This is a genomic window from Microcoleus sp. Pol12B5 (genome assembly GCF_036701335.1).
GTDB lineage: Bacteria > Cyanobacteriota > Cyanobacteriia > Cyanobacteriales > Microcoleaceae > Microcoleus.
Genome location: NZ_JAUBQQ010000017.1, coordinates 72537 through 99048, shown reverse-complemented (window position 1 = coordinate 99048; position 26512 = coordinate 72537). Strand labels below are relative to the sequence as shown.

20 protein-coding genes are annotated in these 26512 nt (G+C 47.1%); 12 read left to right on the top strand and 8 right to left on the bottom strand.

Annotation, left to right across the window (positions count from 1 at the left end; all coding sequences use genetic code 11):
- Nucleotides 1–100: 100 nt before the first annotated feature.
- The 3 genes from QUA24_RS11340 to rnhA form a co-directional block, all read right to left on the bottom strand.
- Nucleotides 101–565, bottom strand: coding sequence for a DUF3037 domain-containing protein (locus QUA24_RS11340; RefSeq protein ID WP_333229659.1), 465 nt, complete (start codon nt 563–565; stop codon nt 101–103).
- Entirely contained in the window at nt 543–1331 is a 789-nt protein-coding gene (locus QUA24_RS11335) for a HipA family kinase (protein WP_333229657.1), read from the bottom strand. The genes QUA24_RS11340 and QUA24_RS11335 overlap by 23 nt, the downstream gene beginning before the upstream one ends.
- 247 nt (nt 1332–1578) lie before the next feature.
- Nucleotides 1579–2496, bottom strand: a complete 918-nt coding sequence (gene rnhA / locus QUA24_RS11330) for a ribonuclease HI (protein WP_333229655.1) — start codon at nt 2494–2496, stop codon at nt 1579–1581.
- Nucleotides 2497–2577: 81 nt separating this feature from the next.
- Here rnhA and QUA24_RS11325 point away from each other — a divergent pair, with 81 nt between their 5' ends.
- Entirely contained in the window at nt 2578–7344 is a 4767-nt protein-coding gene (locus QUA24_RS11325) for a CHAT domain-containing protein (RefSeq protein ID WP_333229653.1), read from the top strand.
- Between the two features lie 31 nt (nt 7345–7375).
- The gene (locus QUA24_RS11320; protein WP_333229651.1) at nt 7376–7633 is read left to right on the top strand and encodes a hypothetical protein; all 258 of its coding nucleotides are present in this window, start codon (nt 7376–7378) and stop codon (nt 7631–7633) included.
- 162 nt (nt 7634–7795) lie between these two features.
- Here the strand turns inward: QUA24_RS11320 and rph are convergent, their stop codons facing one another.
- Both rph and QUA24_RS11310 read right to left on the bottom strand, forming a co-directional pair.
- Nucleotides 7796–8515: a ribonuclease PH gene (gene rph, locus QUA24_RS11315; protein WP_333229649.1), complete on the bottom strand. Its 720-nt coding sequence runs from the start codon at nt 8513–8515 to the stop codon at nt 7796–7798.
- A gap of 130 nt (nt 8516–8645) precedes the next feature.
- On the bottom strand, nt 8646–9200 hold the full coding sequence (locus QUA24_RS11310; protein WP_333229663.1) for a nucleoside monophosphate kinase: 555 nt from the start codon (nt 9198–9200) through the stop codon (nt 8646–8648).
- Between the two features lie 356 nt (nt 9201–9556).
- On the opposite strand from QUA24_RS11310, the gene QUA24_RS11305 reads away from it, so the two are divergent.
- Entirely contained in the window at nt 9557–10084 is a 528-nt protein-coding gene (locus tag QUA24_RS11305) for a P-loop NTPase family protein (protein WP_333229647.1), read from the top strand.
- Nucleotides 10085–10313: 229 nt separating this feature from the next.
- Here the strand turns inward: QUA24_RS11305 and QUA24_RS11300 are convergent, their stop codons facing one another.
- A complete protein-coding gene (locus QUA24_RS11300) occupies nt 10314–10577 on the bottom strand; it encodes a hypothetical protein (protein WP_333217442.1) in 264 nt (87 codons plus the stop codon).
- 217 nt (nt 10578–10794) lie between these two features.
- On the bottom strand, nt 10795–12297 hold the full coding sequence (locus tag QUA24_RS11295; RefSeq protein WP_333229644.1) for a GUN4 domain-containing protein: 1503 nt from the start codon (nt 12295–12297) through the stop codon (nt 10795–10797).
- A 609-nt stretch (nt 12298–12906) separates the two neighbouring features.
- On the opposite strand from QUA24_RS11295, the gene QUA24_RS11290 reads away from it, so the two are divergent.
- On the top strand, nt 12907–14358 hold the full coding sequence (locus QUA24_RS11290) for a hypothetical protein (RefSeq protein WP_333229643.1): 1452 nt from the start codon (nt 12907–12909) through the stop codon (nt 14356–14358).
- Nucleotides 14359–14405: 47 nt separating this feature from the next.
- Here the strand turns inward: QUA24_RS11290 and QUA24_RS11285 are convergent, their stop codons facing one another.
- A complete protein-coding gene (locus QUA24_RS11285; RefSeq protein ID WP_333229641.1) occupies nt 14406–14573 on the bottom strand; it encodes a hypothetical protein in 168 nt (55 codons plus the stop codon).
- Nucleotides 14574–15155: 582 nt separating this feature from the next.
- Between QUA24_RS11285 and QUA24_RS11280 the strand changes: the two genes are divergently transcribed.
- The 8 genes from QUA24_RS11280 (at nt 15156) to infB (ending at nt 26207) form a co-directional block, all read left to right on the top strand.
- Nucleotides 15156–17981 (top strand): ATP-binding protein, encoded by a 2826-nt coding sequence (locus QUA24_RS11280; RefSeq protein ID WP_333229639.1) that lies wholly within the window; start codon nt 15156–15158, stop codon nt 17979–17981.
- An 11-nt stretch (nt 17982–17992) separates the two neighbouring features.
- Nucleotides 17993–19369: a response regulator gene (locus QUA24_RS11275; protein WP_333229637.1), complete on the top strand. Its 1377-nt coding sequence runs from the start codon at nt 17993–17995 to the stop codon at nt 19367–19369.
- 71 nt (nt 19370–19440) lie between these two features.
- On the top strand, nt 19441–19590 hold the full coding sequence (locus QUA24_RS11270; protein ID WP_333229635.1) for a thiamine S protein: 150 nt from the start codon (nt 19441–19443) through the stop codon (nt 19588–19590).
- A 486-nt stretch (nt 19591–20076) separates the two neighbouring features.
- A complete protein-coding gene (gene rimP / locus QUA24_RS11265; protein ID WP_333040953.1) occupies nt 20077–20544 on the top strand; it encodes a ribosome maturation factor RimP in 468 nt (155 codons plus the stop codon).
- Between the two features lie 268 nt (nt 20545–20812).
- Nucleotides 20813–22093 carry a transcription termination factor NusA gene (gene nusA, locus QUA24_RS11260; RefSeq protein WP_333144209.1) on the top strand — a complete coding sequence of 427 codons (1281 nt, stop codon included), beginning with the start codon at nt 20813–20815 and terminating at the stop codon, nt 22091–22093.
- Between the two features lie 5 nt (nt 22094–22098).
- Nucleotides 22099–22269 (top strand): hypothetical protein, encoded by a 171-nt coding sequence (locus QUA24_RS11255; RefSeq protein ID WP_333229632.1) that lies wholly within the window; start codon nt 22099–22101, stop codon nt 22267–22269.
- A gap of 85 nt (nt 22270–22354) precedes the next feature.
- A complete protein-coding gene (locus QUA24_RS11250; protein WP_333229630.1) occupies nt 22355–22669 on the top strand; it encodes a YlxR family protein in 315 nt (104 codons plus the stop codon).
- 382 nt (nt 22670–23051) lie between these two features.
- Nucleotides 23052–26207 (top strand): translation initiation factor IF-2, encoded by a 3156-nt coding sequence (infB, locus tag QUA24_RS11245; RefSeq protein ID WP_333229628.1) that lies wholly within the window; start codon nt 23052–23054, stop codon nt 26205–26207.
- Nucleotides 26208–26512: the final 305 nt, after the last annotated feature.

The following is a 26512-nucleotide window of genomic DNA, read 5'->3' as shown; positions in this document are numbered from 1 at the left end:
TTCTAATTAACTCATAATTTTGCCTGGAATATCATTCTACTATGTATTTGTGTAATTAATTCTGTCTAACTACTTATCAGATATAACCCACAAGCTGACGCTAACTAGAGTGCGATCGCATCTCGTGAGCGTCAATTCCCGCCGCTAGCAACCGAGCCTTTACAGAGGGTTTTCGGCAAGGAGATCGCACCATTGTATCGAGCAAGTGTTCGATCGCACCCGGTAGATTCTGGCAAAAACCAGTGTGTACCCGCGATGTCTGAACGATCGTGCTGCGGGGTGCTACGAGCCAGTGAAAGCGCTCTCTGTGGGGAAGTTGACCGATCGCGCCAGATTCCTTGCCGCCTGCACAAATGATGGGAATGACTGCTAGGTGATTGCGAATCATTTCCAGATCCAACGTTGAGTCGATCGCCATCAAGCGTTGTTCATCAATTTCGATACGGGCTTCGAGGAATTTTTTCGTACCGCAGGAAACGATCGCCCCCACGTTGATAAACTCCTCGCGCTCAACTTTGGGAACGACGCGGATAATGGCATAATCATAAAGAAATCGATCGGGCACTAATCGCTTCCTCCAAAAAAATATGTGGTGATTCTAGCCGATTTAGCAGGTACTCGATATAAGCATTCCGATGTTGGTTGCTATCGCTGAAAGGAGAATCTCCTACCAGCCAAGTATCAGGAATTAGTTTAACAATGTTGCGAATGATGTCTGGCGTTAGCGTTTGAGTCATCTTTGAATTTGCCGCTTCCAACGTACTGGCAAAACGCAGCAAAACGTGGTCTTTGATAGGCGGAAAACGATCGCGGCTGCGCGAGAGATAATCTTTCCAGGTGTGGTGGAAGTAGAGGGCTGCACCGTGATCGATCAACCAAAGCCGGCGGTGCCATACCAGCATATTTGCATTGCGCGGCGTGCGATCGATGTTGGTCACAAAAGCATCGAACCAGACGATTTCTGAGGCCAAATCCGCCTCGGACTTCCCCGCTATTGGGTCAAAGGTGATGGAGCCCGGAAGATAGTCGAGGGCGAGGTTGAGGCCAGCACTTGCTCGGATCAAATCTTGAATTTCCGGGTCAGGCTCAGTGCGAGCCAGTTCGGGATCAACTTCAACAAAGACGAGTTCGGGGATTGGGAGCCCGGAGGCGCGAGCAATCTCTCCCGCCACTAGCTCGGCGATCAGAGATTTGGCTCCCTGGCCCGCACCGCGAAATTTGAGCACATACATACCATCATCATCTGCTTCGACGATCGCGGGTAGCGACCCGCCCTCGCGCAAGGGAGTGACATACCTGGTAGCAGTGACTGTTCGCAAGCTGATACTCATGCTATTTTAGATTTTCGATTTGAGATTTTCGATGGGAAATCACTGATTTTATGAGGGTTTAGAGTACGGGCTTACAGACAGTTGGATTCTTTGTTTTAACTGGGACTGATGTTAAGTAATCTGTTTACTCAACTGATGACTAAAAGGACACAACTAATGTTGTGTCCCTACGGAATTTTGCCAAATCTTGATTTGAGACAGTCATTAGTCATCAGTTATCAATCAACTAATAACTCATGACTAACCACTAATCAGTTGTACTAACGTGGTCGATTCTCTCTAATTGCCAGAGAATTTGGTTGCCTTCGCGCCGCACCCGCGACACTACCCAATTTCGCCAAACCCAGTTGTCTCCACGACTGGTGACAGCGCTGGCATTTACATCCATCAAATCAGCCAGTTCAGAACTGGTAATCAAGTAGCCTTTCGTAGCAACCTCGTCGGCGATGTGCAACGTTTCGATCAGATTGCGGAGGTCTTGAACCCTCACCTCGCGGGGCAAGTTCTCCAGGGTATCGGCAGTTGAATCCATCATGGTAGAGTTGGAGATCGGAAGGTCAGAAGTTATGACATAGGATTCTATCGTTTTGTTACCAGTTGCGTCCGTTTCTTCCGAAACAATTGTGTTTTCCGAACCTAGATGCGGTTTGACCGCGCTGACAGCAGAAACAGCCTGAGTCTCACCTGCAGGTGGTTTCTGCTGTTGCAGTTGAGGAGTGAGATTGTGCGAGAAGCTGCGGGCGATTTCATCGCATCTGTCGTTGTAGAAGTCCCCGGAGTGGCCGCGGACGTGTTCCCACTTGATTTGCCGGGAATTCAGCTTGTCCAGCAGATGCCAGAGGTCTTGGTTGACAACATCTTTGCCCGTTGAGGTTTTCCAGCCTTTATTTTTCCAGCCTTGAATCCATTTAGTGATGCCGTTTTTAACGTATTCGCTGTCGGTGTAAACGGTGACTGGTTCGGTTTGACCGGAACTGGCAAAAAATTCCAGCGCAGCGACTGCGGCCTGCATTTCCATGCGGTTGTTAGTAGTTTGGGGGTCTCCACCCCCGAGCTCGTGACAATTGCCGTCGGCGAAGCAAACTACTGCACCCCAGCCACCTGGGCCTGGGTTGCCGGAACAAGCGCCGTCTGTGTAGAGGCTTTTGATTTTGGGAGTTGTCATGAGCGAATTAATTTGTCATTTAGAGGTAAGTTGTTTGCAAGTGCGATAATTAAGGCAATTAGGATAGTTTTACTTGCTGCTATGAAAAATGCCAACTTAAAGATTAAAAAGGTCGGGCTATTTATTTGTCCGTTTTCTTTGTTAATTTTTAATACTTTCGCGCAAGCACAGCCGATAGTGCCTGCTGCTGACGGTACGGGTACTGTTGTCACCCCCAGCGGCAACCGCTACGATATCAACGGTGGCAGTTTGTCGGGAGACGGCGCGAATCTTTTTCACAGTTTTGGGCAGTTTGGCTTGAATCAAGGTCAAATTGCTAATTTTCTGACTAATTCGGCTATTCAGAATATATTAGCTCGAATTGCTGGCGGGGACGCTTCGCTAATTAACGGTTTAATTACTGTGACGGGCGGCAATTCTAATCTTTTTCTAATAAATCCTGCGGGGATTGTGTTTGGCCCGAACGCGAGTTTGAATGTGCCGGCGGCTTTTACTGCAACTACTGCTAATGGTGTCGGTTTTGGTTCAAATTGGTTTAATGCTGCGGGTACAAATAATTTTAGCGCCTTGGTTGGTACGCCAAATGCTTTTTATTTTAGTCCGGGTGTACCGGGAAGTATTGTTAATGCTGGCAATTTATCGGTGACTCCTGGGCAAAATTTGGCTTTGCTTGGCGGTACGGTTGTTAGTACCGGACAGTTGTCGGCGGCGGGCGGGAAAATTACTGTTGCTGCTGTTGGGGGAGATCAGGTACTCCGCATTAGTCAACCGGGGCATTTGTTGAGTTTGGAAATAGCAACGGGCGGAAATTTTGGTATTTCTCCACAGACTTTGAATCCTGTTTCTTTGCCGCAGTTGCTGACAGGTACTGGGCAAAATCAGGCGGCGGGTGTTGCGGTTGCGGATGACGGTTCTGTGCGGCTTGTGGGTTCTGGTTTGCAGGTGAATTCTGGGGATGTGGCGATTGCTGCTAATGTGTCTGGGCTGCCGCAGTTGAATGCGGGAAGTGCGAATTTATGGGCTGCGGAAAATCTCACGTTAGCGGGCACTAGGCTGCAAACTACGGGGGATTTGAGTTTGCTGGGTGGGGATGCGGTGCGGGTCAGGGACAGCGCCCAGAATCCTTTTTTGGCGCAGGCTGGGGGGAATTTATACATTCAGGGATCTCGCACTATTGATATTCTCACTCAAAATGCGATCGGCGGCTTATCTCTTCCCCCGCAATTCCAAAGCGGCGGCAATTTGAGTTTGGTTAGCAACGGCGTTATTTCGGGGGATTCTCACTTTGTTTCTGGTGGCAATTTTTCGATTCGCAATTTGTCGGGAATGCCGGGAAACTTCGTCAGTTTATTTGACCCGATTATCAGTTCGGAAGGAGATGTTTTCTTTGGAGATTATACTGGTGTTTCGCTGAAAGTAGAGGCGCAGGGGAGCATTATTGCGGAGGATATTACAATTACCGGCCCCGATATTGCATTGGGTAGGGAAAATGTGAGTGGCGATCCAGATATTGCTATTTTAACCACCAGTCCGGCGTTAATTCTGCGGGCAGGAGTAGCAAATCTGCTAAATCCCGTTAGTAACAGTTTAGGTGAAGATTCAATATTTACAAGTCCCCTTTTATCAAGCAATTTGATTTCTGTTGAAAATATTTCGGCTGGCGGGCCGGTAATTTTGTCAGCGCCAGCAAGTATCACAACTAGAGATATTAATGGCGGTCAAATAAATCTCGAAAGCAGGGAAGCAGGAGTGCTAGTTGGGGGCAGATTAACGTCTAGTTCGACAATTGATATTCAAGCTAATGACAATATTATATTGACAAATGACATTACTCGTGCTGATATCAACGGCAGTATTAGTCTGAATACTGTTCGAGGCAATATAGTAACAGGGTCGATCGATACTGGGACTTCCGGGGCGATCGTACTCAGAGCTTTTGGCAATGTTAATTTTGGGACTTTGCAGGGATCTAATGTTGATATTACCAGTAACTCCGGTGAATTGGGAGTTTTGACTGATGCCAATACCATTGTGCCTAATACTACACCTGTCAATATTACAGCAACCGAGAATATCAATTTGACAGCTTTTAGAGACTTAACCGTTGGCAATCTCACCGCTGCGGCTGTCAATGCTAGCAGCAGCAATGGGAGTGTTAATACGGGGGCGATCGCTACTTCGGGAGATGTCAGAATTCTAGCAGGACAGCAAATCAATACAGGGGTAATAACTGTTAATCCTGTTGCCACAAACCCAGTTAATCCCATTATCCCTACAGTCAATCTGGACGCCCTAACTAATATTACCATTGATTCCATCAATGCTCCGGCGGCTACGATTGCTTTGAGAGCAACCAGCAACTTAAATGCAGGGAGTTTGCTGGGGGTATCAGTCGATCTCAATAGCGATCGCGGAAATATTGCGATCGGTAATACTACATCTCTTGGGAATATTAATATAATAGGTTCGGGAAATGTAAATGCAGGGGATTTGCTGGGGGCAAGAGTTAATGTAAATAGCAATTCGGGAATTATTAATATTGAAACTGCTACAGCAACAGAAAATACTGTCAACTTAACAGCTCCGCTCGATGTGAATTCAGGAGATTTGCGGGGAGTTGGAGTTAATGTAAACAGCAATGCGGGAAGTATTAATATTGGTAATAGCGACGGCACAACAGGAAATGTCAATTTAAGAGCGCCCCTCGATGTGACTTCACGGGATTTGCGGGGAGTTGCAGTTGATGTCACTAGCAGCAGGGGAACAGTCAGCACTGGTAATATAAGTGCTGCCGAAAGTGTCGGAATTTTAGCCGGAAACGAAATTGCAATTGGGCGAATAAATGTTAATCCTGTTGTTAGGGTCGATCGCACTTCTACAGTAAATCTTAACGCTCAAAATAATATCAGTGTTGCATCGATCAATGCTCCGGGCGGTAATGTTGAGATCGCAACTCCGGGTTTAGTTCGAGTGACGGGTACTTTTGACCAAAACGGCACTCCTGTTAGCATCTCGACTCTTGGCGACACTCAACCCGGTACAGTTACGATCCGCCACGGCGGCGGCGATCTCAATCCGCCGACCCCTTTTGCGGTGGGAGATGCGACGACTAACGGTACTGCTGGGGCGATCGCCAGCAATGCTGTGGGTACGATTACTCAGGGCCGATCTTTCATAAATTCTTACACTCAAGGCAATAGTGCGATCGTCACTACAAATCAACCGGGTACAAATCAACCGGGTACAAATCAACCGGGTACAAATCAACCGGGTACAAATCAACCGGGTACAAATCAACCCGGTACAAATCAACCGGGTATAAATCAACCCGGTACAAATCAACCCGGTACAAATCAACCCGGTACAAATCAACAGCCACCATCGCCAAGCGGTAGATTTCCATTAGATCGAGGGCGATTGCTTTTTCCGGATTCCAACCAACCCTTTAGCCGCGAACAGCGGCAGAACCAAAACAGAATATCACGAGATATAGGAAAACCTGGGGACAGGATGCCGCCCGAAAGAATGCAATCTCCCAGAGGGCTGAGAAATTTCATCAATTCAAATATCAGAGATTCAGTTATTCAGTCAGCAGCATTTCGCGGCGATATCGGCAGGAATTTGGAAATCGGCAATATATCAGCCGCTTTGTCTCTGCTGGACAAATCTTTCAGCCAAGAATTTCGGGAATATTTCGGCATCAACATCAGCGACGAGTTGGTATCCCCAGAGGAAATCAAAAAAAAATTAGCATCGGTGGGCGCACAAACCGGCACAAAACCCAGCTTAATTTATCTGTTCTCGCAGCCCGAAGAATTAAATTTAATGCTAATAAATTCTTGCGGTGAAGTGGTTCACAAAAGTGTGTCGGCTGCGAACCGGGCAGAACTGCTGAAAGTTGTAACTCAGTTCAGGGATGAGATTACCAAACCGGGAGTGCGAACTACTACGAGTTATCTACCCTCTTCCCAACAGCTTTATAAGTGGATGATTGCGCCTTTAGAGGGCAGTTTGAAAAAGTGCGAAACCGATACTATTTCCTTTGTTGTCGATCGAGGTTTGAGAGGTATGCCCTTTGCTGCTTTGCATGACGGACAGCAATTTTTGGTGGAAAAGTACAGTCTCAGCCTCATGCCCAGCATGAATTTAACAGATACTCGCTACGTCGATCTCAGAAATTCTCAAGTTTTAGCAATGGGTGCCTCAGAATTTTCAGAGTTGAATCCTTTGCCTGCAGTTCCTGCTGAAATAGCGGCTATTTCCCGAGAGTGGCCAGGAGTTACTTTTCTAAATGAGGGTTTCACTTTGGAGAATTTAAAGCGACAACATCAAAGCCGACCTTTTGGGGTTATTCACTTAGCTACTCACGGCGAATTTCGACCTGGAGCACCAAATAATTCTTTTATTCAGTTGTGGAATAGTCGGCTGCGACTGGATGAATTGCGGGATTTGAGATTGAATGATCCGCAGGTGAATATGTTAGTTTTAAGTGCTTGTCGGACTGCGGTGGGAGATGCACAGGCGGAGTTGGGTTTTGGGGGTTTGGCGCTGCAAGCGGGGGTGCAAACGGCTTTGGGAAGTTTGTGGTACGTGAGTGATGAAGGTACTTTGGGATTGATGAGTGAGTTTTACCAGCAGTTAAAGACAGCGCGAATTAAGGGGGCGGCGCTGCGACAAGCGCAAATTGCGATGTTGCGGGGAGATGTGCGTTTGGAGGGTGGCCGATTGCGGGGTTTGAGTCGGGGTGAGGGGGTGGAGTTGCCGGCTTCGCTGCAAGGGTTTGCGGATTTAAATTTGTCGCATCCTTATTATTGGTCGGCTTTTGTGATGATTGGGAGTCCTTGGTGATTGGTGATTAGTGATTAGTGATTAGTGATTAGTGATTAGTGATTGGTTGGATATCAATGATTTTTCGGGAAAAGTCGATCGCCCGCAAGCAAGCAAGTTCCGAGTGCGATCGCCATTTTCACTATTTTTGATGCCGAGTCCGCCACCACACGATCGCTTGATATCGTTTCCGGTTGCACCGCAATTATTATATATAGGACACGGCGCCAGGCCAATTTGTGTCAACTTAACGTCAAACCCCAAATACCGCCAGAGGTTTAAACCCCTGGCGGTATTTGGGGTTAAGTGATATTTCAGATTAAGTTGACACCAATCAATGGGCATTGACGTGTCCCTAAAAGGGCTTAATGTCGCACTTGCACCAAAGAAACCCGGTTTTTTTTACGAAATCTACTGACTGAAACGAAGTTTTATCGTAAAAACCCGGTTTCTTGACTCCCATGCGTAAGTCCTACTCCACTAAAGCTTGCCGCTGAGCCTCCAACAATTCCTGAATCCCGGTTTCTGCCACATCCAAAATTTGATTTAACTGACTCCGACTGAAACTTCCTTCTTCCGCAGTTCCCTGAATTTCGATGATATTCAAATCTCCATTCATTACCACATTACAATCAATTTCAGCCGCCACATCTTCAACATAATTCAAATCTAAAAACGGCTCGCCTTCCAAAAGTCCCACAGACACGGCCGCCACTTGACGAATAATGGGCGATCGCACTAAATCACCTTTTTGCACCAACTTATTCAAAGCATCAGCCACAGCCACAAACCCGCCAGTAATTGAAGTCGTGCGAGTCCCAGCGTCCGCTTGCAAAACATCCGCATCCACAAGTATTGTGCGTTCCCCCAATAATTGCATATCCAAGCACGATCGCAAACTACGCCCAATCAACCGCTGAATCTCTTGAGTCCGTCCCGATAATTTCATAAATTCCCGCTCTTGTCGCTGCGGTGTAGATCCCGGCAACATTCGGTATTCCGCTGTCAGCCAACCTTGTCCGGTATTCTCCAGAAATTTAGGCACTCCCGGCTTGATTGTAACGCTGCAAAGTACCTGAGTATCGCCACTTTTTGCGAGTACGGAACCGCTAGCAAATTTAGTAAACTGTCGATCGAAACTAATCGGACGAATTTGATTTGGTTGTCTGCCATCGGGACGTTGGAAAGACATAAGCTAATTAGTAATTGGGCATTGGGAATTGGGCATTGGGCATTGGGGCAGTTGTACGCTCGCGTAGCCGAAGTATCGGGGATTCGTAATTCTTCCTACCGACTACTGACTACTGACTACTGACTACTGACTACTGACTACTGACAATTTTTAGAATATCCTGCTGGACTTGTTGGGGGGATTGATCGCCATCAATAGTTAACAGTTTGTTGCGGTGTTCGTAATACTCTAAAAGAGGAATAGTGCGTTCGTGGAACAAATCGAGCCGACGCTGTAAAATTTCAGGATGATCATCCGATCGATCGCGCTCGATCGACCTGCTCAGCAAAACATCGATGGGCACTTTCAGCCAAACTGCCCAATCTAGCTCCTGCGCCAACTCCTCTAATAAAAAATCCAACTCCTCAGCTTGAAAAGCAGTTCGCGGATAGCCCTCCAATATCCAGCCATTAAAGACATCCCACAGCAGCAGTCGGCGGCGAAAGAATTCAATCATAGTTGCGTCGGGAACTAATTCCCCTTTTTCGACATAAGACGCCGCCAGCTTGCCTAAATCTGTGTCTTCTGCGATCGCCTCCCGTAGAATGTCCCCCACAGCCAGCAAAGGAAGGCTCAAATTGCTGCAAAGTAGTTCAGCCTGAGTTCCCTTTCCCGCTCCTGGCCCTCCCAGAATCACCACTCTCACAGTCCCTGCTCCTAGTGCCGCGACATTCAAATTTTACGCGATGTGTGTACCTTTTCTTAAAAGCCCTGGACGCAGCGAGACTCTCATCACCTTGGTTTTTCATCCTATAACTGTATAAATGTCAAGATCCACGCCGTATTTTCCTAAAAAACCCCGTTTCTGTGTAAGTGCTAATTGAGTTCAAAAATCGAACAAACGACTGCGAATGCCACTGCCGCGAGCTTTTGACAACTTGTATATCTAGTGTTCGATCCGATGTGCACTCGGCCCCGTACACTATATATTGTCAAGCAGGCTTCAGCCACGCCAAGGTCGGAGCTGCACTCAAGACTTAGTTGCTGATTAAATATTGCCCTATGGTTGCTCAGTTACAAACCCCTAAACTCAATTTAAACCACAGCTTGCCCTACACAGTTCAAGGGCTGGTGCAAGTTTTTACAGGCCCGCACCGCTGCTTTTTTACCAGTGTCATGGCTCAGACCCTCCGAATTGCAGGACAGGGAGCTCCCGTGCTAGCGGTGCAGTTCCTCAAAGGGGGAATTAATCAAGGACACCAGCATCCGGTGCGGCTGGGGCAAAATTTAGATTGGGTGCGCTGCGATTTGTCACGCTGCATTGAGAATGCCGATTTAGATGAGCTGGAGACGCGATCGATCGAACAATTGTGGGAGTATGTTCAAAAGGCGGTGCGCGAAGGTCGTTATTCCTTAGTTATTCTCGATGAATTGAGTTTAGCGGTGAATTTGGGCTTGATTCCCGAAGCCGAAGTGGTGGCATTAATTGACAACAAGCCGCATCATTTGGATATGATTTTTACCGGGCCATCCATGCCCCAAAGAATTTTGGATGTTGCCGACCAAATTACTGAAATTCGCCGCAGTTAACGACAATGATTCAAGTTGCGATCGCCTGTTTAGCGGTCGCATTTTTTATGTAAAAAAACCGTAAGCTGCTGTGCATTTAATTTGTATGTTGAGGGCGGGCAGGATGCCCACCCCACAAGAGGAAAAATTTATTTTACTATGCAATTTAAATGCGGATTAGCTTATGTAAAAAAAGAGGCGATCGCTTAGCTCAAAGAGCGATCGCACGCTGATCAATTTACCAGCGACGTTACGCTTGAACTACCGGATCGAAAACAACACTCAATCGATCCGCCGGCACCATCCGCTTGAGAATTTTCAAATGACCGTCTGCATCAGACCAACTACGAAACTCACCCACAACCACCTTTTCCACATTTGGAAGCGAGCGAACTATAGTCCACGGCTTGAGACGTTTTTCTTGCAACATACTAGATAAATCTCCTTGGTAAATTGGAGCAAAAGCCAGTCCCCATGGTTGGCCACCGCCGAGGACTGGCTTTTGACTTTGCAAACTTGCCCTTCTCTAAGAACATAGCACAAAAAAAAGGGTTTGTGATTATATCTTATTTTTCGCTTTTTTTAGAGCTAATTTCTACATAACACATGATAAAACTCCACACTTATTAACTCTTTAATTCCCAACTCAAAACTATTTCATGACTAACACTTCGACTTCGCGGAGGGTGCAGCCTGATTAATAAATTCTGCCTTCTACCTTCTACCTTCTTCTATAAATCCCGCCGCGACAGCAGAAACCAGATCCCACCCAAACCCAAAACACCGCACAAAACCCCGCCTTCCCACCCAAAAACAGTTCCCCCCGGCAAATGTCCAGGCTTTGCTTTTGAAGTAAAATTCAGCTCCGAATAGTATACCCACTGGCTGTTAACCCGCCAGCCCACACGATCGCCAAACTTCTCCCAAACTGTAGCATCATAAACACCAGGCTTTCCCCCCAACTTGAGCCACAAACCCTTTTGCACAGAAAAACCAAATCTGCGGTGACTGTGCCGCACCCAAAGTTGATCGATAGTCTGCAAATCCTTAGCTGGAAACTTCCTAATATCTTCCTCACTCAAATAACCCCGTGAATTTTGCTGCATCACCTCCAGCATTTTCACAGAAGTTTCCTCATCAGCACCACGCCAATTTTTAGCAGCCAGCAGCCTTGCCAAGTGAGAATAATCAATACCTTTTTCCGACTCTAAATTCACAGAAACTAGCTGAGTATCAGTCACAGGTTGAGTCGGAACCGAAGGACTAACAACAGTTGCCTGCTGCGACTTTTCCAGGACTGGGACAACAACAACAACAGGAGGTTTTAAAGCATCCAAAACTTCCACAGCCGATTTGTAGCGATCTTTAACATATTCCTGAATCAACTTATCCAAAACCTGAGCTAAAGCGTCGCTAATTTGTGTTCCTTTTGGCAAAGCCTCCCTCCAAAGCCACCGGCCTTCAAGCGGATCGTAAAGGTCATCGTGAATGTCCCCGTAGATATCCAGATAAGGCATAACAGAAGTCAGCAAGCGAATGCAAGTCACCCCCAAACTATAAAGGTCGCTAGCAGGAACAGCCCTACCGTGACGCTGTTCTAGAGCCGCGTAGCCGGGAGTTCCCAACTTAGTTCCTGTTTTGGTCGGAGCAGCAGCTACTACCTGTTTAGAAACCCCAAAATCTATCAGCACTAACTTACGATCGCGAGCTCGGCGGATCACATTCTCAGGCTTAATATCGCGGTGAATTACATTTCGGTCGTGAACAAACTTCAATAAAGGCAACAAATCTAACAGCAGTTCGCAAGTTTTAATTTCGCTATAATCACCGTACTTATCTAACTCATCCTTTAAATTATTGCCATCAATAAACTCTTGGACTAAATACAAGCGCCCATCTTCCTCAAAATAAGAAATTAACTGAGGAATTTGCGGGTGCTTCAGTTCGTATAACCGCCTTGCCTCTTGTTCAAACAGTCGAACATATTTTTTAAAATGACCCGGTTTCCGCTGAAACTCTTGAGGGGGTGACAACTGTTTAATCACGCACAATTCCTCAAATTTTCCATGATTAACAGCTCGAAAAGTCCTGCCAAATCCCCCATCGCGTAGCGGTTCAGTTGCTGAATAAAGGTCTTTTAGTAGCAGCTTTGAACCACAATTAAGACAATACTTTGTGCCTGGTGGGTTCTGACGCTTGTCTCTTGGGCAATCGAGATTAAGGCAGTATGTCATATATTAAAAAAATGCGAACAAAATTATACTCAGGGTTTTATATTATTCAAGAGTCCGATCGCGAGCTGGTTTTTGTAGAGGCGAAACCTCGAACCTTACGGAGGCGACAGCCACCCTCGCGATCAGAGGGGGCGCTCTCACCAGACTGCCCCTGAGCAAGTATAACTCTCTTGAGGGTTTGACCTCAAACTCGAAGTCCTCATCTAACCTTAGACTCCACTGCGTGCAATACATTTGATTTAGCGGTCAAAGAGCCACCAGATCAAACAGAAATAGTAATTTATTACCAGCCGCGTGAGTTCTGCAACGCCAAAAAAACTGAGGATTCTGCCTGAGATATAATTTTATTACCAGAGAGAAGCACACTAACGGGAGCCACAGCTTCCGTCAACTTTGATCGGCTTTAATATTTTAGCAGCATAAATTATTACCTAACCAGGCGGAATCCACAATCCAAAACTCCCCAACAAACGCACATTAAAATAAAGACTAGCTTCCGCGATCGCAATCCGAGCGCGACAAGACAATTAGCCAGTTTTCCCTGTTTCCTTTTTTCAGCTATTACCAGTTACATCTAATTCGATCTGTCTACTTAATTAGGAATCGCCAGTGACACTAAAAATACAGCCTTCTAAAACTCCAAACTCCCACAAAAAATCACAAAAAGTACCTTGGTTCGAGCGGTTCATGGCACTGGTCGCCCTAGGAAATTTAAGCCTAGTATTATTTGACATAACTTACGTACCCGGACGTGATTTCTACCTCCGACAACTGCCAGTTCTAACTCAAGTATACGATCCATTTAAAGGAATTAAACCCCACCGAGACACCCAGCACTATCTAGAAACCTTAGAAGAATTAAAAATTCAAGTAGTGCAAACAGGGTTGCCCTCTCCCCAAGTAGCAGCCAAATTGCAGGAAATAAACAATCTGAGCGCGAAAATGATCGACGAAGATCCCTTTCGAGTAGCATCAAAAAGCGGCACCTTAGAAAAAATAAAAGACCGGATGCGCGATCGCGTCCCGAATCCACAAGACTCCGCTAAACAATCATTCCAAAAATTTTGGAGCCAAGACTATTTAAACAAACAAGACTGGCAAAAAGAAATCAAGTGGTTTGACTCCAAAATCAAGCCATTAATAGCCACCAACTATTACCGCGAGATCGGAGAAAACGGCGAATTCACCGATAACTTCTGGCTAATCGACCTGCCATTTATTGCCATATTCGCGATCGAATTTCTAGCCCGCACCTACTTGATCACCCGCCGCCACCGCAGCGTCACTTGGCGAGCAGCCATGCTCTGGCGATGGTACGACATCTTCCTGGTGCTCCCATTCTGGCGCCTGTTGCGAGTATTACCCGTCACAATTCGCATCCACCAAGCCAAAATGCCGGATCTCCAACCCATACGCACCCAAATCAGCCGAGGTTTCGTCGCCAACTTCGCCCAAGAATTGACCGAAGTTGTAGTAATTCAACTCATCAACCAGATGCAACAATCAATTACCACAGGCGAACTAACTCGTCAACTCTTTCAATCCCAAAAACACCGCTATCTAGACATCAACAATATCAATGAAATAGAAGCGATCGCCACCCATCTCGTGCAAATAACCGTCTACAAAGTCCTACCCCAACTCCAGCCAGACCTAGAAGCCCTCCTCCGGTACAATATTGAAACCCTCCTCAAACAATCCCCCCTTTACGAAGGATGGAAGCAAGTACCCGGCCTGGGAAACCTGCCCGGACAGCTAGCACAGCAATTAGTTGCAGAGCTCTCAAAATTAGTCACCCTCGGCCCCCAAGATGCCTACGAAGCCTTCAAAATCGCCAGCGAAGACCCCATAAGCATCAAACTCTCCAGCCAGCTAGTCCAACATTTCGGGCAAGCTTTAGGAACCGAACTGCAACAGCAGCAAACCTGGCAAGAAATACAACTGCTGCTGTGCGACTTCCTAGAAGAGTTCAAAATCAACTATATTCAGCGGTTGAGCGAAGAAGACTTCGAGAAAATTTTAGAACAAGCCAAAGAACTGCAACGGATAGCCCCGCGTTAGGGCAAGTCTCCAGCGCTTTACTTATTTTTTTCTTCCCGAATTAGCAATTAGAAATTACCCTCCTGTAACTCCTGCCAATGAAACTTGGTGGGATTGTAAAGTTTCATGTGCGATCGGCATTCTCTACCAAAGTCATCTGCAGAGTTGTGCATCAAATCTTCAGCGCGGTAGTGAGTTAGACCGCCCTTATGGTTCTCAGCGGTCTGGCGTGTCATGTTTTTAGCGAGAAAGGTCAATTTTTTTAGAAGTATATTATATCAATTCATATGTAAGTTTGATGAGATTATACTTTATAGCGTCACTCTGTAAAGTAAAGTTAAAAACTCCGACAAATAGCTGTCAATCAAGTAATCTATTAGATAGGATTGCTAACTGCTTTTCTCATTTACAAATGCTAGGAAAAAAATTAGGCGCGTCCGCATCTTTAGTCAGCTATAATTATAAAGCTCTCATAGTAAACACGTAAGTAGCTAGGCTGGTTCAAGCAAGTTACTGTGTAAAAAATTTCAATAACTATTGTAGATCAATACTCCGGACAGTTTTGGGAACGATACTACAAGCTTAGGCGGGGCAAGGAGCATAAAAAAGTCGAATTAAATGTAAGTCAGGGGTGGAGCTGACATTGATTTAATTATCCACAGGGGCTGCGAAGTCAAGCGAGCATAAGCCATTGGGCGCTATAAAAACTGTCCGGACTATTGGTAGATTGCTTTTCAATATATATTTCCTCAGCCTCCTTTCACTAAATCCAGTTAGATTTTTCAGCCAACTCGTTACCCCAGGAGTAACACCACTCAATGTCACACACCTCTCCAACCACTTTTGTGTCAAACCGTTCTCAAAAAAAACTGTCCCTGCGCCTAATTTTAGTATTCCCATTCGTTCTGCAAATATTTGCCGCCGTCGGGCTGACAGGCTGGCTATCCTTACGCAACGGGCAAAAAGCAGTCAACGAAGTTGCTAGTCAGTTGCGAAGTGAAATTACGGCCCGCATCGAGCAGCAGCTCAACACTTACCTAGACACAGCCCCTCGCGTCAATCAACTGAATGCCAATGCCATTCGCCTAGGATACTTAAATTCCGACGAATTGGAGAGTACGGAGCGCTATTTGTGGGAGCAAATTCAAGCCTTTCCTTCTCTGCCCAATATGGGTTTTGCTACTAAAACTGGAGAATTCATTGCCATTGAACGCCAAGAGAATGGCAAAGTAGTTTTTAAAATAGCAGACAAAGAGCATCGAAATGAACTTCATATTTATGAATCTGATAGCAAAGGCAATCAAACGAAGCTCTTAAAAGTCTCCCGGAACTACGATATACTCAGCCGTTCATGGTATAAAGACAGTGTACGCTTAGGCAAGCCCACATGGAGCGAAATTTTTCCGCTTACAGGTCAGAAAACGCTCTCGCTTCCTGCCGGACATCCAGTTTATGACGAAAGTGGCGAGCTACGCGGGGTATTCGTTGCTAATTTTCTGCTCTCTTTCCTCAGTGACTTTCTGCACAGCTTAAACATCGGTCGTTCGGGACAGACATTCATTATGGAACGTTCTGGACTCCTAGTAGCCAGTTCAACTCTCAAAGAAGCATTTATCACCAACAATGACAAGCTCGATCGCCTGAATGCTTTAGATAGCAAAGATGATTTAATTCGGCTGACAACAGCGCATTTAAAAGAACACTTTGGCAACCTCACTAAAATTAATAGCTCTCAGCAATTGGATTTTACGATCGCCGGCCAGCGGGAATTCCTCCAAGTTATGCCCTTTCAGGATAGCCGAGGATTGGACTGGCTGATCGTCGTCGTAGTTCCTGAAAGCGATTTCATGGATCAAATTAACGCCAATACTCAGACTACCATTTTGTTGTGTTTGGGAGCCTTGGCGCTGGCTACCGTTTTGGGAATCTTAACCGCACGCTGGATTACCAGCCCGATTCTCCGTTTGAGCGCAGCTTCTAGGGCGATCGCCAGTGGCGACTTAGAGAAAAATGTGCAGGTAAAAGGTGTAGAAGAACTAGAAGTTCTGGGTCAGTCTTTCAACCTTATGGCACAACAGTTGCGCGAATCCTTTGAGGCGCTAGCCAAGACCAATTCCGAGCTAGAAATCCGAGTAGAAGAACGCACCGCCGAACTCACGGAAGCCAAACAAATCGCTGATAGTGCCAACCAAGCTAAAAGTGAATTTTTAGCGAATATGAGTCACGAATTGAGAACGCCCCTCAATGGAATTTTAGGATACGCTCAAATCCTAGAACGCTCAACAACGATGGCTCCGAAGGAACTCCAAGGCATCAGTATTATTCACCAGTGTGGTTCCCACCTTTTAACCCTGATCAATGACATCTTAGACCTCGCTAAAATTGAAGCTCAGAAATTGGAACTCTACGCGAAAGATTTCCATTTTCCTTCCTTTTTGCAGGGAGTCGCGGAAATCTGCCGCATCCGAGCCGAACAAAAAGGAATGGCTTTTGTTTATCAACCCAGTTCGGAAATTCCTGCTGGCATCTACGCTGACGAGAAACGCTTGCGACAGGTACTAATTAACTTACTGAGCAATGCAATTAAGTTTACAGACTCGGGACGAGTGACTTTTAAGATAGAGCATCTGGAAAAGGGGACAGGTGAAAAGGTACAAAGCAATGACCAAAAGCCAGCCTCACCAATTCACAAAATTCGGTTTCAAATTGAAGATACTGGCGTTGGTATGACACCAGAACAATTAAAAAAAATATTTTTGCCTTTTGAACAGGTAGGAGACAGCAAGCGTCAGGCGGAAGGAACCGGACTCGGTTTAACAATTAGCCAGAAAATTGTCGAAATGATGGGTAGTACAATCCAAGTAAAAAGTCAGTCAGGAGTCGGCAGTGTTTTTTGGCTAGATTTGGATTTACCGGAAGCGGCAGACTGGGCAAATACAGCCACGATTGCCAAGCAAAGAAAGCTGGTTGGCTACCAAGGTAGAAAGCAGAAAGTTTTGGTTGTGGATGACAAATGGGAAAATCTCTCAGTCATTGTCAATCTCCTGGAACCCCTCGGCTTTGAAGTAACCGAAGCTAAAAACGGTCAAGAAGGTTTAGAAAAAGTAGAAGAGTTTAAGGTTGATCTGATTATCACTGACTTGGTGATGCCAGTGTTAGATGGCTTTGAGATGATGCGCCGTATCCGAAATTTGTCACACTATAAAGACGTGGCAATCATTGCTTCATCTGCCAGTGTATTTGCTACCGATCAACATAAAAGTTTGGAGGGGGGAGCAAACGATTTTCTCGGTAAACCTGTGCAGGCAGAAGAGCTATTTGAGATGTTGCAAAAATATTTAAAACTTGAATGGATATATGACGAACAAAAAAATGAAAAAATCAGCACTATTCCCTTTTCCTCTGATCCTCAATTACTTTCTGAATCGAAATTTGTAGTTGCTCCCCCGCCAGGAGAAATAGAACTTTTATTAGAAATGGCGATGAGAGGCAACGTGAAAGGAATTGTGAAGCGCAGTGAGCACCTAGAGAAATTGGATCAGAAATTTGTGTCCTTTGCTGTTGAGCTGCGCCAGTTAGCCCAAGGCTATCAGGTCAAAAAAATCAAAGAGTTTATTACATCCCACAGAATAGAAAAAGAATGAAGGCAGCAAATATGGAAACAAGTAGCATCTTAATCGTCGATGATAATCCTAGCAATCTGGACGTGCTTTCTGAAGCTTTAGCGGGTTCGGGATGGGAGATATTGGTAGCAACTGATGGCGAAACAGCCATCGAACAGGCTGAATATAGTCAACCTGAGTTGATTCTGTTAGATGTGATGATGCCAGGGATTGACGGGTTTGAAACCTGTCATCGCCTGAAGGCAAGTCCGTTGACGAACGAAATTTCGGTAATTTTTATGACGGCTCTGTCTGACATAGGAGATAAGGTCAAAGGCTTTAATCTAGGGGCTGTGGATTACATTACTAAGCCTTTTGAACAAAAGGAGGTTTTAGCTCGCGTCAACCTCCATTTAACACTGCGTTCTTTGACTAAAACTCTCGCCGACCAAAATCTGCTTCTCAAACGGGAAATTGAAGACAGACTCGCAGCAGAAGCAGCGTTACATCAGCTCGCGCAGGAGTTAGAAAAACGGGTGGAAGAACGAACGGCTGAACTTTCTCAAGCTTTGGATAATCTTAAAAAAGCTCAAGTGCAAATCGTTCAAAGTGAAAAGATGGCTTGCCTTGGTCAACTTGTAGCTGGGGTGGCTCATGAAATTAACAATCCAGTTAGTTTTATCTCCAATAATATCCCTATTGCCAAGGAATATATTGCCGATTTGATCGGGATGACTCGGCTTTGCCAACACAACGTTACTTCAACATCAGAATTTGAGGAAAAGTCCCAGGAGATTGAGTTAGATTTTATTGTGGAAGATTTGCCAAAAATCATTGAGTCAATGGCGATAGGAACAGAGCGACTTTACAATCTTTCTATGTCACTGCGTAATTTTTCTCGGTTGGATACATCGGCACTAACGCCAGTAAATATTCACGATGGGCTAGATAGTACCTTATTAATTTTAGGGCATCGACTGAAATCTAAAGGAAGTTTCCCAGGAATTGCAGTGATTAAAGAGTATGGCGATTTGCCGCTAGTCGAGTGTTATCCGGGGCAACTTAATCAGGTGTTTATGAATATATTGGCGAATGGAATTGATTCTTTAGAAGAGTCTACGATTAGTTGTCCGCTGTGCGGGGAAAAGAAACAGAGCAATGACACTCCACAGATTCGGATCTGCACTGAAATGCTTCAGGATGACAGAGTGGTGATTCGGATTGCTGATAATGGGGTTGGCATAAGTCAAGAAGTAATGCAGCATTTATTCACGCCGATGTTTACTACTAAATCAGTAGGTAAAGGGACAGGTTTAGGTTTGTCTATTAGCCGTGAGATTGTAGAACGAAAACATAGTGGTACGCTGACCTGCATTTCCTCGCCCGAATGGGGGGTAGAGTTTGTAATTGAGCTTCCTATTCAGCATTAGTAATGGGGATTTTTTATGGTGAATCTTAGTTTTGCTGTTTGGTCAATATATCGTTAATTTGGCGATAGCCCATGTCTAATCTATCAATCACTATCACTGTCAAACTCTTCACCCCCTATCAAGAAGCAGAGGGCTTGTCCGAAGTGAAATTAGAATTTCCCAAAGAAACTCCCGTATCGCAAGTCCTAGAAAGTCTGAGTGTCACTCCCCCCCTGTTCTAGGATCGATCGCACCCGATCACGGTATCCACCAGGAATTTGCCCTCGCCCCACTCCAAAACGGCGATCAAGTCCTCCTCATTCCCCCTGTCAGCTATCCCCCTCTGCCCTCGGACAGTCGGCCGAGGGCGATCGGTTTGTCACCGGGCGGGCGATCGAGCTAAACTGAGAACTGAGGCCTGCCTTCGATCAGAAGAAGCCCTCAAACTTCTTGGAAGAAATTGTTTTACCTAGGAGTGGGTCAAGCCCACTTTTTTTGTTGCATTAGTCGCAGGAAAAGAGCTCAGGGCGTCTGACTTGCAAGTTGAGGACTGATTTAGTAGGGGTACCCCCCCGCTTGAGATCCCCTGCTGGGATGTTGGGTAAGTCCCAAAGTTGAAGACGAAAGTCGCAGCCACCTAATCAAACCACCTCAAAGCCAAGCAATCTCAACACCAAATTTTTCCTTGCCCGTGTCCGAGTTTAGGAGTTTTAACTTAAGTATTCGATATGACTCATCCCCTAATCCCACAAATCATTGACTTAGCTACCCCCGTTGCGGAAACACTGGGATTGGAAGTAGTGGGAGCAGTGTTTCACACCAACCAAAATCCTCCCGTCTTGCGGGTAGACATCCGCAACCTCCAACAAGACACGGGTTTAGCAGACTGCGAGCGCATGAGCACAGCCCTCGATGCTGAGTTAGAGGCAGCCGACATCATACCCGATGCCTACGTGCTAGAGATTTCCAGTCCCGGAATATCCCGATTGCTCAGCAGCGATCGAGAATTTATTACCTTTAAAGGTTTCCCCGTGACAGCCAAAACCACCGAACCGGACTCGCGAATCAAAGAGTGGAAAGGACTACTCCTGGGCCGGGATGAAACAGCGGTTTATCTCAATCAAAAAGGGCGACAGGTTAAAATTCCCCGCCCTCAGATTGTCAAAGTTGAACTAGACGAAGGAAAGGAGATGTAAGGAAATTTTGAGTTTTGAGTTTTGAGTTTTGAGTTTTGCGATTGCCTCGCAGCAAGCTGAAAACGCTTGGCTGCGAGTTAATTTTTAACAATCACATCTGTAGAAGCGGGTTGAAGAGGAACAACAAATAAATTGTTACTGCACCTAGCTTCCCTAATCCTATCCAGTAACTCATCACTCCTCTGTCATCACTTTTTCTTGAAAATTTCCAAGTACCAATTACCGATTACCAGTTACTTATTACCACAGCAAAAAAGGAGAGTTTTATATGTCAATGGTTCCCCTGCCCGGACTAAAAGAAATGGTCGAAGGTATTAGCAAAGAACGCAATTTACCCAAACACGCCGTCCAAGCAGCCTTGCGAGAAGCCCTGCTCAAAGGATACGAACGCTACCGCCGTACCCAAAAACTCGATCACTTCAGCGAAGAATACTTCGACAACTTTGATGTAGAACTCGACGCAGAACAAGAAGGTTTCCGCGTTTTAGCCAACAAAACTATTGTCGAAGAAGTCATCAATCCCGATCACGAAATCTCACTTTCCGAAGTGCAAGAAGTAGCCACGGAAGCTCAGCCTGGGAGCATTGTGCTCGTAGACGTAACACCAAATCAAAAAGAATTTGGTCGCATGGCCGCGATCCAGACCAAACAAGTTCTAGCTCAAAAACTGCGCGACCAACAGCGCAAAATGATTCAAGAAGAGTTTAAAGATTTAGAAGAAACAGTTCTTCAAGCAAGAGTTCTCAGGTTTGAGAGGCAGTCGGTAATTTTAGCAGTTACCAGCAGCTTCGGTCAGCCAGAAGTAGATGCCGAACTCCCTAAGCGCGAACAGTTGCCCAACGACAATTACCGGGCAAACGCTACATTCAAGGTTTATCTCAAAAAAGTAGGCGAAGGCTCTACTAGAGGGCCGCAGTTACTTGTTTCTAGAGCGGACGCAGGTTTGGTGGTTTACCTGTTTGCTAACGAAGTACCAGAAATAGAAGACGGGGTGGTGAGGATTGTCGCCGTAGCCAGGGAGGCAAATCCGCCATCCCGGCACGTCGGCCCCCGGACTAAAATAGCAGTTGATACTCTCGATCGCGACGTAGACCCTGTAGGAGCTTGCATCGGAGCGCGGGGATCGCGGATTCAGGTAGTAGTCAACGAATTGCGCGGCGAAAAAATCGACGTGATCCGCTGGTCTCCAGACCCAGCAACTTATATTGCTAACGCTCTGAGTCCCGCTAGAGTAGATGAAGTGCGTTTAGTTGCTCCAGAAGGCAGGAGAGCTCACATTTTGGTCGCTGAAGACCAACTGAGTCTTGCCATTGGGAAAGAAGGTCAGAATGTCCGTCTCGCAGCCCGCCTAACCGGTTGGAAAATCGATATCAAAGATATTGCTAAGTACGATCGCGCCGCCGAAGACAGCAAATTGGCAGCAGAAGCAACTAGGCTCGAAGAACTAGAAGGCGACTACGACGAGGAAGCAGGCGACTACGACGAGGAAACCGCAGAGTTTGAGGAAGAGGAGGCAGCCGCCACGGAGGAAACCGAAGCCGCAGTCTAAAAACTGTGACATTTACCGAAGAAGAATTCAGAATTCAGGAGCCAGAATCCAGCATGGGTTCTGTGCGACAGGATGGAGAATCGAGCTTTAAAGCCCCCGATTTTAATTGTGGAGCCGAAAAAATTCTTTCCGTGACCTTACCCCTGACTTGGGGCATGGCGTATTTTGAATTCTGAATTCTGTCTTCTGACTCCTTGTCATAAGATTTTCTATCTTCGCCAGACAAGGAGGATTTGTCCCCTACTCCCCCTCTCACAAGAAATGAAACCGAACTACCGGTGCTGTGCAAGTTGTCGAAAAATAGCTCCTAAGGAAGCTTTTTGGCGAGTAGTCAGGCTCTATCCTTCTCATCAGGTACAATTAGATCGTGGCATGGGCCGTTCTGCTTACCTTTGTCGGGAAGCCGAATGCCTCAAAGCAGCTCAGAAAAAAAATCGACTTGGGCGATCGCTCAAAGCGTCTGTGTCTGACAAACTGTACCAAACACTTTGGCAGCGTTTAGCCACATCTGACTGTACATCTTACTCTGGCCTAGCCGGACGAAAAACCGACAATAGTTCGGCATCGACTGTATAAACCCTCTTGGCAGCCCTACCAGTAATTACCGGTAGCGCCAGCTATAAAACCCCAATCCGATCTGCCCACCAGTCTGGAAAGATTTGTGTCAGATTAGATAAGGGTAGGGTACTAGCAGAGGTATCCTCAAGGTGGAAAGGCAAACTTTGAAGCTTGAGAGAGTGGGTTTTGCCAAAACTCAGACTTCGGAGTTCCAAGTTCCCAAAAAGACTTGAGAATTCTTCAACCGCAGACTTCAGCGAGTTGCATCTTTTAGATAAAATTGCTGAGCGAGTACCAAAACCCCGATTCCTGACACTGAATCAATCACACCGAATGATGTCGTCATTAGCACAAAAAATCACAATGTAAAAACTGGTTGGCACAAAAGAGGGCAGAGTGGATGAACAACGGCAAAGTAAGAATTTACGAATTATCACGGGAACTAAATTTGGATAATAAAGACATCTTGGCAGTTTGCGAGCGGCTCAATATTTCAGTCAAGAGCCACAGCAGCACAATTACAGAATCCGAAGCAGAGCGCATTCGCAAAACGGCGGAAAAATACGTAGCCAGTAGCCACTCTTCCCCCGGCAAGCCAGCTCCACCCGAAAGAGCAGCAGCGCCATCTAGAGAATCTGGCCCTCACCCTAACGACCAACAAAAAAAGCAGCAAATTTTAGAAATACGCAGTCCAAAAGTACGACCGGCTGGTGCAAACTCCCAGCCTGCAGGCAACGAGGAGAACCAAAATCAGCCGGCGGCAACCGTGGCAACTCCTCCCAAGTCGCCTGCAGCTCAACAACTCCAGCCTCCTGCTAAACCGAATATCAATCGACCTGTACTGTCGAAGCCAAATGTCGCTGTGTCGGCGGCTCAGTCAGAAGTGTTGGAAAATGTAGGTGCGATCGCCCCGGGAACCATCGCCCAGGCTCAGGCACCGTCGGCACCTCAACCGCCGTCGGAAAAGGCTCCAGAACGCACCCAGCAACCGCCGCTCGCGCCCTCGGCAAAACTCACGTCGCCGCCCGTCAGAGGGGCGTCCGAGTCGGCTAGCCGTACCCCACAAAATCTGGGGAACAAGCCGGTACTCAAACTTGCAAAAACCGAGCAAGAGCAATCAGAACAAGCACAAACTCTGGAAGCGCCCGCTAAACCGAGCCGCCCCAGCAGACCCACACCGGGAGGTACCGAATCTCGCGACGCGCAAAGACCGCGCCGAGAAGGCGCTGGCGGCCCAGTCAAAACTCAACTTGCCGATCGACCCCAGCCCGGTGGCCCGCGCCGGAGCCTTGCCCCCGCAACGTCAGCTACCGGGCTGCGTAGCCGCGGCGGTGACACCGGAGCCGCAGGGGATGACACTGATGACAATGAAGAAGATAATACGCCGTTGCTGGGGATTACTCTCCTCGAAAGGCCCTCTCTCCCTCGTCCTGCCAAAAAGACATCGGTCATTTGGGAAGAAGATGATGACGAAAACTCAGATGCTGCCAAAGCTGCCAAGGCTGTTAAGGCAAAACGTTCTCGCCTCAAACCAATAGATGAGGATGACGACGACTTAGAAAACGGCTTGGATATGCCAGCACCAGTCACGGTCAGCCTGTCCCTAGCCCGCCCAGCTAAGGCGAAGTCACAAGCAGCACCCAAGTCAACACCAACTCCGGGTGCACCCGGAAGCAGTGGAAAAAATAAAAGACCGGGCCCTTCTCACGATAAAAGTTCTTCTTCTAGTTCTAGTGGGGGACGGGGCAACCGGGGCAAAACAGCCGAAGCTAAGGTAGAACGTCCAGAAAAGCTGCTGCTGAGCAGACCGATGACCGTTCAGGAACTAGCAATTACTTTGGCAGTTCCCGAAACCGAAATTATTAAGCGGCTGTTCTCTAAAGGAATTGCGGTAAATATTACCGAAACCCTGGACATTCCAGCGGTGAGGATGGTAGCCGAAGAAATGGGCGTAGAGGTGGAAACCCCAGAAAAAGTAGCGCCAGCTATCAAAGTGATCGAGATGCTGGACGCAGCGGATTTGGAATACCTCGAACGCCGTCCGCCAGTCGTAACGATTATGGGTCACGTGGATCACGGTAAAACTACCTTGCTCGACTCGATCCGCAAAACCAAGGTGGCTCAGGGAGAAGCTGGGGGCATTACCCAGCACATCGGTGCTTACCACGTAGATGTGGTACACGAAGGCAAGAGCCAGCAGGTGGTATTTTTGGATACGCCCGGTCACGAAGCCTTTACAGCGATGCGGGCTCGGGGAACACGGGTTACGGACATCGCCATCTTGGTGGTGGCGGCGGACGACGGCGTGCGACCCCAGACAATTGAAGCGATCAGCCACGCGAAAGCGGCGAAAGTGCCAATTGTTGTGGCTATCAATAAAGTTGACAAGGAGGGTGCTCAGCCGGAACGGGTGAAGCAAGAGCTTACTGAGTACGGCTTGGTGGCAGATGACTGGGGCGGTGATATCACGATGGTTCCAGTCAGCGCTATCCGTGGGGAAAACCTGGATACTCTGTTGGAAATGATTCTGACAGTGGCGGAAATGGAAGACCTCAACGCCAACCCGCACCGACCGGCTAAGGGTACTGTGATTGAAGCTCACCTCGACAAGGCAAGGGGGCCTGTGGCAACTCTGCTGGTGCAGAACGGCACTCTGCGAGTGGGCGATATTGTGGTCGCAGGCTCGGCTCTGGGCAAGGTGCGCGCCATGATCGATGACCGGGGCGATCGCGTAGAGCACGCAACTCCATCCTTTGCGGTGGAAGTGCTAGGGCTGCGGGAAGTTCCTCGCGCCGGAGACGAGTTTGATGTCTTCGCAAACGAAAAAGAAGCGGCAGCGATCGCCTCTGGAAGAGCTACCTCCCAACGAGATTCCCGCCTGCTGCAAGGCGGTCGGATCAGCCTCAGTGGCTTCTCTCAACAAGCTAAGGAAGGCGTTCTCAAAGAACTCAACTTGATCTTGAAGGCAGATGTCCAAGGCTCCCTCGAAGCAATTGTCGGCGCTCTGACTCAACTTCCTCAAAAAGAAGTTCAACTCCGACTGCTGCTATCTGCTCCTGGGGAAATTACCGAAACGGATATTGACCTCGCTGCAGCCAGTAATGCTGTAATTATCGGGTTCAATACTACTCTCGCCACCGACGCTCGCCTCGCCGCTGACCAAGCGGGGGTAGACGTGCGGGAATACGGCATCATCTACAACCTCTTGGATGATATTCAAGGGGCGATGGAAGGCCTGCTGGAACCCGAATTGGTGGAAGAACCTTTGGGTCAAGTCGAAGTGCGCGCTGTCTTTGCGATCGGTCGCGGCGCTGTGGCTGGATGTATGGTACTCTCTGGCAAAGTCATCCGTAACTGTAAGGTGCGGGTGCGCCGGGGTAACAATGTCGTTTACGAAGGTGTCCTCGACTCCCTAAAACGGATGAAGGAAGATGCCAAGGAAGTCAATGCTGGCTTTGAATGCGGTATTTCCTTGAGCGGGTTTAGCGACTGGGCGGATGGCGATATTATTGAAGCCTACCGGATGGTTACTAAGCGCCGGACTCTCTCTCAATAGTTTTGAGTTGTGAGTGTTGAGGGGGAAGAGAATTTTTGAGCGATCGCAACCAAATTGCCGATCGCTCGCGACTCTTCTCTTCACTCAATACTCCCAAACTCATCTGACAGTTGACAGTTGACCGTTGACCGAAAGAAGAAGGAATTAAGAACTTCCTAATCCTCTTTACCCTTGCTTAAAATTTAAAATTCGCTCGCTCAAATAAGACTTACCGAAATAAACCAGATTTCTGCTTGTAAGTCCTCGGTTTGATAGCTAAATATTTACTCCTGGCATCGGATTTCAGAGTCAAGAGTGCATCCCAA